Annotated in this window: 15 protein-coding genes; 5 read left to right on the forward strand and 10 right to left on the reverse strand. The window is 45.4% G+C overall.

The annotated features are described in order from the left end of the window. Nucleotide 1 precedes the first annotated feature (1 nt). Complete coding sequence (locus ACE1CM_RS10425; RefSeq protein ID WP_374877349.1) at nt 2-229, forward strand: hypothetical protein; 228 nt, start codon at nt 2-4, stop codon at nt 227-229. Here the strand turns inward: ACE1CM_RS10425 and ACE1CM_RS10430 are convergent. The 4 genes from ACE1CM_RS10430 to ACE1CM_RS10445 form a co-directional block, all read right to left on the reverse strand. Continuing rightward, entirely contained in the window at nt 226-450 is a 225-nt protein-coding gene (locus ACE1CM_RS10430) for a ferredoxin-thioredoxin reductase variable chain (RefSeq protein WP_226590458.1), read from the reverse strand. The two genes, ACE1CM_RS10425 and ACE1CM_RS10430, sit on opposite strands and share 4 nt — an antisense overlap. Before the next feature lie 65 nt (nt 451-515). Then, the gene (locus tag ACE1CM_RS10435; protein WP_374877350.1) at nt 516-743 is read right to left on the reverse strand and encodes a hypothetical protein; all 228 of its coding nucleotides are present in this window, start codon (nt 741-743) and stop codon (nt 516-518) included. A 37-nt stretch (nt 744-780) separates the two neighbouring features. Then, a complete protein-coding gene (locus tag ACE1CM_RS10440) occupies nt 781-2,649 on the reverse strand; it encodes a PP2C family protein-serine/threonine phosphatase (RefSeq protein WP_374877351.1) in 1,869 nt (622 codons plus the stop codon). Between the two features lie 47 nt (nt 2,650-2,696). Next, complete coding sequence (locus ACE1CM_RS10445) at nt 2,697-3,869, reverse strand: RNA-guided endonuclease InsQ/TnpB family protein (protein ID WP_374877352.1); 1,173 nt, start codon at nt 3,867-3,869, stop codon at nt 2,697-2,699. 283 nt (nt 3,870-4,152) lie between these two features. Between ACE1CM_RS10445 and ACE1CM_RS10450 the strand changes: the two genes are divergently transcribed. Together ACE1CM_RS10450 and ACE1CM_RS10455 are read left to right on the forward strand one after the other, a co-directional pair. Continuing rightward, nucleotides 4,153-4,587: an NfeD family protein gene (locus tag ACE1CM_RS10450; protein ID WP_374877353.1), complete on the forward strand. Its 435-nt coding sequence runs from the start codon at nt 4,153-4,155 to the stop codon at nt 4,585-4,587. Between the two features lie 85 nt (nt 4,588-4,672). Next, nucleotides 4,673-5,635, forward strand: coding sequence for an SPFH domain-containing protein (locus ACE1CM_RS10455; RefSeq protein WP_374877354.1), 963 nt, complete (start codon nt 4,673-4,675; stop codon nt 5,633-5,635). Between the two features lie 53 nt (nt 5,636-5,688). On the opposite strand, the gene ACE1CM_RS10460 is transcribed toward ACE1CM_RS10455, so the two are convergent. After that, nucleotides 5,689-6,099, reverse strand: coding sequence for a transcriptional repressor (locus tag ACE1CM_RS10460; RefSeq protein ID WP_374877355.1), 411 nt, complete (start codon nt 6,097-6,099; stop codon nt 5,689-5,691). A 523-nt stretch (nt 6,100-6,622) separates the two neighbouring features. Between ACE1CM_RS10460 and purS the strand changes: the two genes are divergently transcribed. Together purS and purQ are read left to right on the forward strand one after the other, a co-directional pair. After that, complete coding sequence (purS, locus tag ACE1CM_RS10465; RefSeq protein ID WP_374877396.1) at nt 6,623-6,898, forward strand: phosphoribosylformylglycinamidine synthase subunit PurS; 276 nt, start codon at nt 6,623-6,625, stop codon at nt 6,896-6,898. Continuing rightward, complete coding sequence (purQ, locus tag ACE1CM_RS10470; RefSeq protein WP_374877356.1) at nt 6,895-7,569, forward strand: phosphoribosylformylglycinamidine synthase subunit PurQ; 675 nt, start codon at nt 6,895-6,897, stop codon at nt 7,567-7,569. Before purS ends, purQ begins: the two co-directional genes overlap by 4 nt. A gap of 163 nt (nt 7,570-7,732) precedes the next feature. Here the strand turns inward: purQ and ACE1CM_RS10475 are convergent, their stop codons facing one another. The 5 genes from ACE1CM_RS10475 to ACE1CM_RS10495 all read right to left on the reverse strand — a co-directional run bounded on the left by ACE1CM_RS10475 (nt 7,733) and on the right by ACE1CM_RS10495 (nt 11,602). Further along, on the reverse strand, nt 7,733-9,229 hold the full coding sequence (locus ACE1CM_RS10475) for an acyl-CoA synthetase (protein ID WP_374877357.1): 1,497 nt from the start codon (nt 9,227-9,229) through the stop codon (nt 7,733-7,735). Nucleotides 9,230-9,306: 77 nt separating this feature from the next. Next, on the reverse strand, nt 9,307-9,726 hold the full coding sequence (locus ACE1CM_RS10480; RefSeq protein WP_374877358.1) for a type II toxin-antitoxin system VapC family toxin: 420 nt from the start codon (nt 9,724-9,726) through the stop codon (nt 9,307-9,309). After that, nucleotides 9,716-9,973, reverse strand: coding sequence for a hypothetical protein (locus tag ACE1CM_RS10485; RefSeq protein ID WP_374877359.1), 258 nt, complete (start codon nt 9,971-9,973; stop codon nt 9,716-9,718). Before ACE1CM_RS10485 ends, ACE1CM_RS10480 begins: the two co-directional genes overlap by 11 nt. Nucleotides 9,974-10,225: 252 nt before the next feature. Next, nucleotides 10,226-11,317, reverse strand: coding sequence for a hypothetical protein (locus ACE1CM_RS10490; protein ID WP_374877360.1), 1,092 nt, complete (start codon nt 11,315-11,317; stop codon nt 10,226-10,228). A gap of 81 nt (nt 11,318-11,398) precedes the next feature. Further along, nucleotides 11,399-11,602: a type II toxin-antitoxin system HicB family antitoxin gene (locus ACE1CM_RS10495; RefSeq protein WP_374877361.1), complete on the reverse strand. Its 204-nt coding sequence runs from the start codon at nt 11,600-11,602 to the stop codon at nt 11,399-11,401. Between the last annotated feature and the right edge of the window lie 90 nt (nt 11,603-11,692).

Consider the following 11,692-nt stretch of genomic DNA (forward strand, 5'->3'; position numbering starts at 1 on the left):
AATGTCCAACGAATTGCGAAATATTATACCAACGCCGCCACCGCCTGGTGATAAAATTTTTGCTACCCAGCAGGTAAGCAGCGAATTTTACCGAGAAGTGCAGCATCGCCAAGAATTGCAGCGCTACTGCGAGTGGTATTATGCGACAGCAGCGCTGCATCGACAAGAATTGCAAAAGATGCGGCGCGAACTCAATATATTTGGTTTGTTTGTCCGAAATCGCCGCTAGTTTAACAATTCAAGTTCTCCCTCGCGAAAGTGGGCTTTGAATTTCTTGTCAAACTTGACTATGAAAGGAAGGTTGGCGCTTACAGGTCTACCTTGCCACTCCTTCATAATCTCGATCACTTCTCCTTCCATCCCCTTGACATCCAAGGGTTTATTGCGGTGTTCGGGATGAGTGTACACAATCACAGACTGTACAACGCGGACGCGATCGCCTACCTTCATAAATATCTCAGTAACTGTGGAAATCCTGCGCTTTTAAGCCAGGGAGGAATACGACGCGAGTAACTTTAGTTACTCTCTGCAAAAGCTTCGCTCGAAGCTTCTGACAATCTTTTTATCTTTGCACAGAAGCGACCCCAAAATTCATGATTGAGCAGGGGAGCAGGGGAGATGGGGAGATGGGGAGATGGGGAGATGGGGAGATGGGGAGATGGGGAGATGGGGAGATGGGGAGATGGGGAGATGGGGAGATGGGGAGATGGGGAGATGGGGAGATGGGGAGAATGTACATTCAAATTCCCCTCGTGCCCCTCGTGCCCCTGGAGCCCCTTTTCACTGAGGGGCAGAGGGTGCAGCTTGTTGGAGTTGTGGGGAATTTTGAGGTTTGGACGTCAGCCAAAGTGCATAGCCACCCACACCGACGATGACAAGAAAAGCCAATACTCCCAGTAGAGTTAGCAAGTTGCGTCGCCCTGGAGATGCCGTGGGTTCTTGTTTTTGCATCGCTACGGATTCATCGTACAACAGCGCTCTGGATGCCGCCGTGAGTTCTGACTGCAAGCGGGTGTTGGGAGATTGAATCGTTGTTTCTACCTGCTTGGGATCGAATAGTGCTGGAGGTTCCTCCGAGACGAAGTAGCAGGAGAGTACCACCGAAGTGTTATCGTGACCGTTCTGTTCGTTAGCCCGGTTAATCCAAGATTGAACTGCTGCATCTAAAGATAACTTGCCTTTAAGTACCGGCTTGGCGTAATCTTTCCAAGATTGCTCGACTAGAGAGCGATCGCTTAACCCATCAGAACACAGCAGCAGCAGACCGTCTTCTTCTAGAATAAATCGCCTGATCGCAGGATGCAGTTGTTGAGCATCCCGCGTCCCCAGCGCTTGGGTTAATGCCCCGCCATCAGTGCGAGTCAGTGCTTCCCGGTATATACTGCGCCCTAGACGAACTTCCCGCGTGGCTACATCATCATCGATGGTTAGCTGCTGACAATAATCGGCGGTAATCCAATAGGCGCGGCTATCTCCTACGCTGACGATATACAATTCGTGGGCATTTCGGAGTTCTTCCCCATTAGCAAAGCGAATTTTTTGCGGTAACTGGAGTCCCATCACCAAAGTTGTACCCATTCTTGCCCTAGACTCTCGCCCTTGGGCGTCGTTTTGGTTGGAAATTAAATTGTTGGCTATTCGCACGATCGCAGCTAATTGATCGGCGATTAATTTGGGTGGGACAATTTCAGTTTGTTCGGCAATTTCCAACAGCAGCGCGATCAGTTGCAGTTTGATCGTCTGGAGTGCCAGGGAACTGGCTACCTCGCCGCCTTCATGACCCCCAATTCCATCGCAAACTAGCGTTAAGTGGGGAATCAGCAAGTCATTTGGTTGTGTTGTAGCCTCTTGCAGATCCGATGCGGTAGGATAGCAAGCATCTTCATTGGTAGCGCGTTGAGGCCCCGTATCAGTTGCGCCCGCTACGTGGATGCGGAGGGGAAGTTGCGCCGATTGCAACAGCAATAGGTGATTGAGTTGAGTAGCGATCGCTTCCAACTCTACCTCGTCGTTAGTCATCTGTAGGGCAATTGCTTGCAATTGCGCCGCCACAGGTGCTGCGGCAGCTTGGCTCAACTGCATCCAACAACTGCCCAGATCTTTGAGAGTCGGGGTGAGAAACGTTAGCTGTTCGCTGGTGATTTCCTCTCCCACTCCATCGCCGTAAAGTTCCCGCAGCCATACCCGCCAACCTTGAACCCGGATATTATCGGCCAAGAGTAGACTCGACGCTACACCTTGTTCTGATAAAGGCGTCCACAATTGGAGAATTTGCCACAACCAATAAACCTGCCGCGTCGCCGATGCCCCAGTCCACGCCTCTACAATAGAAGGATAAAGGTCGCCATCAACATCGATCGGCACGTTTTCCAACAATGGCACCAAAGCAGTTTCTGGTTCCTTGCCCAAAACTGCCCAACCATGTACCTCTGGAACGTGCAGGCGTTGGGGGAAAAGACGCAGGTAGGGGATAATCTCGTCTGGTAACTCTTCAAGAATGTAAGGTGGCTGTTCCGGTTGAGTATCCCGCCAAATTTGGGGGCTGACAACCTCGTATCTGCCTTGAATTAGCCGTCCCGCTGAAATTTGACCTACGGCTCGATCGGCTGCCCAAAGATAGCGATAAATTGGCGTTTCGGAACTGGTCATAAGTTTAAAAAATTATAAGATAAATCTTATATCGAAGCGTAAACTACCTACACACTCACTGCGCGGTGAGCGTGTAGGCTTTCAGCAGCCCTAAAGCTAATGTCGCAAGACAACAGCCTTGAACCTCCAGGTTGGTTTACACTCAACCCCAATAAGGCAATCATTTTAGAACCATTCTCGTCTGCATCCCCAATCCATCCACAAAAATAGTTGCTACATTTAAACCCTTTTTCAGTTCTGACTCCAATATGCCAGCAACAATCGCAGCTTTGACTTGTATAAGCAGGGGGAACTGTTATTACTTTCACACCCTCTTTGATACCTTTGTACTCAACAAACAGCCTTAACTGGTAGAAAGCCCAAGAGTTAGACCAACTCCAATCACTTTTGTTTCTTGGCTTTGAATTAGTGTGTTCCCTAATTCCCGTTAAATCTTCAATGGCTACAAAGGATTGGGATTCTTTAGCCTCTAAAATGATTGCCTTGCTAATATTATGATTGAGCCATGCTTGATACCTTCTTTCTCTTCCCGATAACCGTTGCCAGATTTGACGACATCTGCGCCGTGTTGACCTTGTGCCTTGGAAAGCTTTCTTTTGCAAATAAGTTCTTGCCCGACTGTATCTATCCCTAACTTCTTGGATATGCTTGCCTGACCCCGATTTACCCTTACTGGTAACGGCAATATCTCTTCTTCGCAAATCTACACCAATTACCTTGTCAGCCTTTTTAGGTTGTGGTGGTTCATATTTTAGTTGAATATGGACGTACCAATTACCATCTTTGTGTAAGCAAACTTGAGCAGAGGTTGGGTTTTGCCCGGTTAATTTACCACGATGATAGTTACTGGCTACCAAGCGAGCAGTTACCCGCTTGCTTGTTGTACTGACGCTAACGCTCCAAGTTTTTTCGATAAACCGGAATGTCCTAGCATCGCAATCAAAGCTGGTGGGTCTAAACCCTTTGACTTTTTTCCCTTTTTGTTTGGCTACTAGCCTATTTGCACCAACCCTGGCGCAAGCCCTAACAACGTGGTTAGCGGTTAACCCGAATTTCTCCTTAGCTTCGTGGTAACAAACTGCTTGGATGGAGTTTCTATTGGTTATGTTTGGGTTAACTGTTTGATTAATCCAATTACAAGCTGACGCAAAAGCTTCTGATGTATCCGCCAACAATTTCTGTTGGTCTTGAGATACATCGATTCTTATAACTAGCGTCATTACTTGCTCCATAACCTATAAAAACTCACTATAATGATTATATACCAAGAAACTCCGATTCCCTATCGCTCAATTTATTAGTTGGGCGCAACTCCTCGATACACTGACAAGCGCGGTACAGTGTGGGCATCCTTGTGACATTTCTTGGTGAATGAAAAAATTACAGTCATGTCAGGGGAAATTTATCGATTGGCTGTTGTAGTAATCCAATAGGTAGGATGTCCGTTTATTGTATCTGGCTAGACGTACTAAGCCTATCAATCCAAGGCTGGGGATATTCATTATGGTATTAAATCCGGCGATCGCTTGGTTAGTGGCAGGAACGCTACTGTGTTTGGTAGAAGCATTTGTACCAACGGCTTTTACCGCCTTCGCGATGGGTATAAGTGCTTTCCTCGTCGCATTGGTCGCAAAGCTGTTTCCCACATTCCTGGCTTTACAAGTTGGGTTGTGGATGGTATTTTCCGTTGCTAGTGTCTACCTCGCCCATCGTCTGATGCCAAAGCGGAAGGTCACGGCGATTGAAGATGCCACCGAAGCACAGACATTAACTGAAATTCTACCCGGTCAAACGGGGCGAGTGCTGTACGAAGGTAACTCCTGGAGGGCGAGATGCGGGGATGAAAAATGCGCGATCGCTCCCAACCAAAAAGTTTACGTCATCGGACGGCAAGGAACCACGCTGCTCGTCATGCCAGAACACCTATTGCATTCTTAGGTAATGGCTAATTGCTAATCGCTAATCGAACATAAAAATTAGCAATTAGCAATTAGCAATTAGCAAATTCAAAAAGAGGTTCAAAATGGACTTATTTGGTTTAATATTAGCGCTGATGCTTGGCAGCACGGCTGTTTCCGGCGTCAAAATTATCAATCAGGGAAACGAAGCCTTAGTCGAAATGCTGGGTAAATACAACGGTAAAAAACTCAAACCAGGACTGAATTACATTATTCCCGTCTTAGAAAGAGTAGCTTACCAACAAACCATCCGGGAAAGAGTCTTAGATATTCCGCCCCAATCTTGTATTACCCGCGATAACGTTTCCATCACCGCTGATGCAGTCGTTTACTGGCGGATTTTAGACTTAGAGAAAGCCTACTACAAAGTAGAAAATCTCCAAGCCGCAATGGTGAATTTAGTGCTGACTCAAATTCGCGCCGAAATGGGCAAATTAGAATTAGATGAAACCTTTACCGCCCGCAGTCAAATTAACGAAATTCTGCTGCGAGAATTAGATGAAGCAACCGATCCTTGGGGCGTCAAAGTAACGCGGGTAGAACTGCGAGATATTATCCCCTCCAAAGCAGTGCAAGAATCGATGGAATTGCAAATGTCTGCGGAACGTCGCAAGCGGGCGGCAATTCTGACTTCCGAAGGCGATCGCGAGTCTGCGATTAATAGTGCCAGAGGCAAAGCCGAAGCGCAAGTGCTGGACGCAGAAGCGCGTCAAAAAGCCGCTATTTTGGAGGCAGAAGCCCAACAAAAGGCGATTATCCTTAAAGCCCAAGCAGAACGTCAACAGCAAGTCCTCAAAGCTCAAGCAACCGCTGAGGCGCTACAAATTGTCGCTAAGATACTGCAAACCGATCCTAACGCCCGCGAAGCCCTCCAGTTTTTACTAGCCCAAAATTACCTGGAAATGGGGATGAAAATTGGCAGCAGCGACAGCAGCAAGGTAATGTTTATGGACCCGCGCAGTATTCCTGCTACCTTGGAAGGAATGCGATCGATTGTAGGCGAGGTTGGTAATAATAATTCTCGTTAAACCTTTGAAAGAAACCCGGTTTTTTAGAAAAACCGGGTTTCTTTGGATTCGATCTAGCCTGCACCATCGCCAGCAGTAGCAGGGACTTGCTGACAGCCTTCGCACAATCCAAAAAACTCCAGGGTGTGATAATAAATCTTGAACTGGTGCGACTTGTTGAGCTGGGTTTCTAGCTGGTGAACGGGGCATTCCTCAATCGGAATCGATAGTCCGCATTGCAAGCAAGTTAGGTGGTGTTTGTCCTGTTGTACCGAACTATACAGAGACTCCCCGTTAGGCAACATCCTCGCCTGAAGCGCACCCTCTTTTTTTAAAGCTTCTAAGGCACGGTAAACTGTAGCTAGCCCCATGCCTTGGTTCTGGCTACGTAGTTCCATGTATATATCCTGCGCCGAAAGCTCTCGATTCAGCAGTTGGAGCAGGTTTAAAATTCGTTTTTGACTGCGAGTGCGTTGTACTGTCATCTAAAACTTCACTCTAACGTGGAAACCACCATCTTTTAAGTGGTGGAGGAAACGTGACACGGCATTTTTAAATGCCTATACTTTCGGGTGGGAGGGGTATGGTTGCCCCTCCTGGTGGGGATATGGTTGTCCCCAAAACTCCCATTGCTGGGGTGAAGTTAGCCGAACGCTAGCGCGTTCCGCAACGCTTTCGTCAAGGTTATCGGTCGGTAACTGTCCCAATAGCACTGTCTTACCCCGAGTAAAACTGTTTAACTATTAGGTTCTATGAGCTTGCTTGCCTGGCGGAAGCATTCCTTGGTAGGAACTTTAACGCTTACCGATAACTTCGTTTCCCCGTTGCCGGGACTATGACTTGTCAGCACCTTCCCTTACCTAAAGATTTGAGGCATGATGCCCCGCCTCTTTAGAGCGGGGTGCTGACCCACTTTTGTACGCTATCTTAGTCAAGCACGCAACAATTGGTTTTAGGGCACTAAAATAATAACGCTGTGAGCTATACAGTACTATCGACTGGGAAACAATCGTGATCGAATATCAGGCTCGAATTTATGTTACTCTGCGCCCTTCGGTTTTAGACCCGGCTGGTACGGCGGTGCAGTCTGGTTTGCAACACTTAGGATATGACAACGTAGAACAGGTGCGAATTGGCAAGTATATCGAACTAAAGCTGAGCGCCGCTGACGAAGCAACCGCAAAGCAACAGTTAGACAGCATCTGCGACCAAATGCTGGCAAATCCAGTGATTGAAAATTATCGATTTGAGTTAACGCCGCTGTCTGCGGGAGTGAAAGCATGAAATTTGGGGTTGTGGTTTTTCCGGGTTCCAATTGCGATCGCGATGTCGCCTATGTCACCCGCGATTTATTAAACCAGCCAACGCGGATGGTTTGGCACGAGGAAACGGATATTTCGGATTTAGATGTAGTCGTAATTCCAGGCGGTTTCAGTTACGGGGATTATCTGCGGTGCGGCGCGATCGCTCGTTTCTCCCCAGTGATGAAAGCTACCGTGGAACACGCAAAACAAGGGAAGTTGGTGTTAGGTATTTGTAACGGTTTCCAAGTTTTGACGGAAGCGGGACTATTACCAGGGGCGTTGACGCGAAATCGAGCTTTGCATTTTATCTGCGATCGCGTCCCCCTCAAAGTCGAGCGCACAAACTTACCTTGGACGCAAGCGTATCAACAAGGTGAAATTATCACCCTTCCCATCGCCCACGGCGAAGGTCGCTACTATGCCGATGCCGATACCTTGGCAGAGTTGGAAGACAACGGTCAAGTTCTGTTCCGCTATGAAGGCGAAAATCCCAACGGATCGTTAAATAATATTGCAGGTATTTGCAATAAACCAGGAAATGTGCTGGGAATGATGCCCCACCCAGAGCGAGCATCCGATCCCATGTTGGGAGGAACCGATGGGTTGCACTTGTTTAAGGGGTTATTGAAAGTCGCAGTCGGGGCGTTATAAAAAGTAGGGACACGGCATCAGCAAAATTAGTTATTAAACGCGAAATATTGATAATCCCGTGTCCCGACAAATTGCGTGACGGAATCTATATGTAGGGTGCGTTAGCGATAGCGTAACGCACCATCTACCATATTTACTGTCGTTGCGTAAGTCCTGGGAATAATTAAGATGAAGATGAGCAAAAAAGCTGAGCCACGCTAGGTTTAGTCACTTTACCCATAGCGTTGCGAGGTAGTTCTTCAACAGCAAGAATTTGGGTGGGAACCTTATATACAGCCAATCGCTCTTTTGCCCAACTCCTGAGAGTTTCTAAAGTTAAATTACTTGCTGTTTTCAATACCAAAGCTGCACAAACCCTCTCACCCCATTCTGGATCGGCAACCCCAACAACTGCACAGTCTTGAATCTGTGAATGAGTCCGCAGCACTTCCTCAATTTCCAAAGCAGAAACTTTATAACCGCCAGTTTTGATGATATCTGCACTAATTCGACCCAGGATGCGGTAATTATCATTTTCCACGACTGCAAAATCGCCAGTGCAAAACCAACCATCGCGAAATGCTTTGGCAGTTGCTTCCGATTTTTGCCAATATTCTAGAAAAACTCCTGGTCCTTTGACTTGGATTTCTCCCGGTGTTCCCGGAACGACTAAATCTCCGCTTTCATCGACCAATCTAACTTGCACTTGAGGTAAAGGTTTGCCCACATATCCCGCCAATCTTTCACCTTGTAAAGGATTAGATAAAGCCATGCCAATCTCGGTCATGCCATAGCGTTCCAGTAGAAAATGTCCGCTAATATTTCTCCATTTTTCCAATACTTGGACGGGTAAAGCTGCCGAACCTGAAACGATTAGGCGCATTTTGGCACAACCATCGGACATGCTTTTTTGGCGATCGCTATCTGCATTTTCCCAAGCAGCAATTAGCTTGACATAAATCGTCGGGACAGCCATAAATAAAGTTAAGTCACCATCGCTAATTCGATCCCAAACTTTTTGAGCATCAAATTTGGCGAGCATATGGCACTGGGCACCCGACCACAGCGCGCAAGTTAGCACGTTAATAATACCGTGAATGTGGTGCAGGGGTAGGACGTGCAAAATGCGATCGCTCGCTGTCCACCCCCAAGCAGAAATCAAGCTAGTCACTTGCGCCTGAATATTTTGATGCGTCGTAACTACACCTTTGGATTTACCAGTTGTGCCGCTAGTATAAAGGATTAATGCTCGTCTGGTAATATCAATTTCAGGTAACAAACCAACTGCTTCAGGCAGCGTTTCTGAAGTGAGAATAAATCGCAAATTTCGTTCTTGAGCGATGGGACGCAATACAACCTCAAAATCCGGATGAGCAATAACAATTGATGCACCTGAGTCTGCAATAACATAATCTAACTCAGGTTTTGGATGGGAGACGCACAAAGGTACAGCTATCCCACCCGCACGCCAAATCCCCCATTGCGTGGCTACGTACTGAAATCCTGAAGGAATGAGAAAGGCAACTCGCTGCTCTTGTAAATCTTCTACATTATCCAGAAGCTTGGTAGCAATTTGAGCAGAAGTTTGGAGCAAATTATGATATGTAAAGGCTCCTTCAGTGGCGACAATTGCGATTTTGTCTTTGTTTTGTTTGGCGCGATCGATCAGTGGTAGATTCACGTTACTTAACCAATCTGGTTAATAAAAGAATACCATTGTGACGGTTTTAGCCTCATAGGGAGCTAAACAGAGCCATTTTATTTCAATAAACGAACAAATCCTGCTTGTTCAAAATGATGATCTGTCGTAAGCGCTTCTTGTAAACCAAGTTGCTGCATGATTATAAAAGAAGTAGCATCCACTAAAGACCAGGTTTTATCCGATCTACTTTTAAGTAAAGACCAAGCGGCAGTTTCTATGGCTGTATCTATGTAAATGATATCCACATAAGAGGCAGTTTTAACAGCATCTACATATTGAAATAGTTGATAACGAGGAACGCGCAAAGGACTGTTGAGCAACGCCACTAATTCAGCAACAACATAGTTACTTGTGACGAGTTCTATATTTTGTTTTCGTGTTTTGGTAAACCATTCTTTTGCTTGTTGATGATAGGATTCTGTTGCTATAAATAGCTCAGCCCATCCAGAGGTATCTATAAATACTTTATTCGGCACTTGCGATTTCCTGTTGTAAAGCACTACCGATATAGCGCTCGTGGTTTTCACCAATGTCATCAACTTTTGCGGTTAATGTGCCCAACAAGGGTGAAATTGGATCGAATTCATCTGGAGCAGGCGAACTGACTAATTGAGTTAGAGACTGCAATACTAAACTTTCTAAGGACATATTCAGTTTGTTGGCTCGTTGCAACAACTGTTCCTGTAATTCGTCCGGTAGTTGAATTGCTAAAGTTTTGCTCATAATGCTAATTTTCACATATTGGTTATCATTTTAACACAAAAACACTTTTTTCTGAACTGATTGGTATTTTAGTAGGCGCGTTTGCGAAGTGAGGCGGATGCGCTTAGCATTTGGGCGACAATTTATCACCCAAAACCATAGATTTTATGCTCGATTAGGTAATGAACTCGGCACGCTAAGCGAACTCTTCTATGGTTTCAAGGAAGGAATATTTTGAGCCATAAGCTTTCCTGAGATCCTAGACTTGTTCGACTACATCACTCCATGCTTCTTAAAAAGTTGTTCAAAAAAACTTGCAATCAATTCTTGACCATTGGGTTCCCTCAACTCATACCCACCAAAGCGATAGACTTCGTATCCTTGTAACCTTAACTTTCTATCCTCAGCAACCATCTCTGAATATTTTTGAGGACTCGCTTTATCACCGTCTGCATAATGATGCTTTCCATCTACTTCAATCACAACTCGCTCACTATTTGAGAATAGTATTATAAAATTCATTCTTTGTCTTGGCAGAGGCTTCCTTTCTTTTAACTGCTTCAAAGGCTTTGGATCGTAGTGTAGATATACTTGAGGGACTAAAGCTGGTAAACACTCTCCTAACTTTCTGTGGAAATGCTTAAAATAAGTTTCAAATAATAAAATTTCTGGTGGAGAGTTAGGAGAGAGTGATTCTTCAAGCCTAAAGAATAAGTTATGTTCAGTACTCTTTTCAGGGAATGGTAAATTATGTTTCTTTGCCCACCATTCCACTAAATGTGTCCACAATAAACCTGTTTGTGGAATAGGTAAATCATACACCAGGCAGTATTCAGCATTTTCAACAATTTCTATTGTGTTATCTAGTGCATCAGACAAAACCAAATCGGGTTTAGGGCCATCAGCAGCAAATATAAGGTTTTTAATTGGTCTGGGGACGCCTGATACAGAAGCCTTACCTTCACTTAAGTCTATGAGATTTGGAGGATCAATTTTATATTTGATGTTGTTACTAATACAAATATTATTGATTATTTGCACTCCAGGAACATGGTACTGAGTATGATTATTTTGAAGATACTCACATGCGTCATAGAATGCCTCTAGAAAAAGAGGTGGATTAGTAGCTAAGATTAGCATATATCCCCTCAAGTCTGTCTCTGCCCAACTTTCTGAAGAACTCTCATAGCTTTTTTCTCCTGCCGCGCTAGCAAAAAAACATTTGAAATGCTCTAAACACCAACGACGATCGCCCTTTGCCCCAATTTTTACTATGATATTAAAAAATTCATCGATTGCGGAATCGGGAACAATTACATCTTTCGATGGTTCAAAGCGCCATGAACTAGGATACTCTAAGGACATTTGACTTCTATAAGTCTGGTGACAATACTCAGTATAGCTAAAAGGAGGGTAATAGAGTTTGCCAGGGTGTGGGTTTTAGAATTACGATCGGGCAATTTGAAGTGTACAGGGTTCAGGGATAGATTCGCCTTCTGCTTCCCAAGCTTCCAAGTACATTTCAATCACTTCTTCACGAGTTTTGCCATGAGTGCAAGGCATAACAACGCGATCGCTAAATTCTGGAATCGTGACTAGGAAAAGCCGATCTTCATCAGACCATTGAACAATCATGCTGTATCGACTCATGAATCCTCGTCCTGTTATATTCCGAACGCGACGATTTCCGTAGGGGGCGCGATCGCTCCACAACCATTATCAGCTAATAGCACGGAGCGA

It is taken from the genome of Microseira sp. BLCC-F43 (assembly GCF_041929235.1).
Taxonomy (GTDB): Bacteria; Cyanobacteriota; Cyanobacteriia; order Cyanobacteriales; family Aerosakkonemataceae; genus Microseira.

Excerpts from the sequence above, each read along its gene's own strand:
- ACE1CM_RS10460 (WP_374877355.1), bottom strand. The coding sequence starts at position 6,099 with ATGACAGTACAACGCACTCGCAGTCAAAAACGAATTTTAAACCTGCTC.
- ACE1CM_RS10445 (WP_374877352.1), bottom strand. The coding sequence starts at position 3,869 with ATGACGCTAGTTATAAGAATCGATGTATCTCAAGACCAACAGAAATTG.
- ACE1CM_RS10455 (WP_374877354.1), top strand. The coding sequence starts at position 4,673 with ATGGACTTATTTGGTTTAATATTAGCGCTGATGCTTGGCAGCACGGCT.
- ACE1CM_RS10430 (WP_226590458.1), bottom strand. The coding sequence starts at position 450 with ATGAAGGTAGGCGATCGCGTCCGCGTTGTACAGTCTGTGATTGTGTAC.
- ACE1CM_RS10495 (WP_374877361.1), bottom strand. The coding sequence starts at position 11,602 with ATGAGTCGATACAGCATGATTGTTCAATGGTCTGATGAAGATCGGCTT.
- purQ (WP_374877356.1), top strand. The coding sequence starts at position 6,895 with ATGAAATTTGGGGTTGTGGTTTTTCCGGGTTCCAATTGCGATCGCGAT.
- ACE1CM_RS10440 (WP_374877351.1), bottom strand. The coding sequence starts at position 2,649 with ATGACCAGTTCCGAAACGCCAATTTATCGCTATCTTTGGGCAGCCGAT.
- ACE1CM_RS10425 (WP_374877349.1), top strand. The coding sequence starts at position 2 with ATGTCCAACGAATTGCGAAATATTATACCAACGCCGCCACCGCCTGGT.
- ACE1CM_RS10485 (WP_374877359.1), bottom strand. The coding sequence starts at position 9,973 with ATGAGCAAAACTTTAGCAATTCAACTACCGGACGAATTACAGGAACAG.
- ACE1CM_RS10490 (WP_374877360.1), bottom strand. The coding sequence starts at position 11,317 with ATGTCCTTAGAGTATCCTAGTTCATGGCGCTTTGAACCATCGAAAGAT.
- ACE1CM_RS10450 (WP_374877353.1), top strand. The coding sequence starts at position 4,153 with ATGGTATTAAATCCGGCGATCGCTTGGTTAGTGGCAGGAACGCTACTG.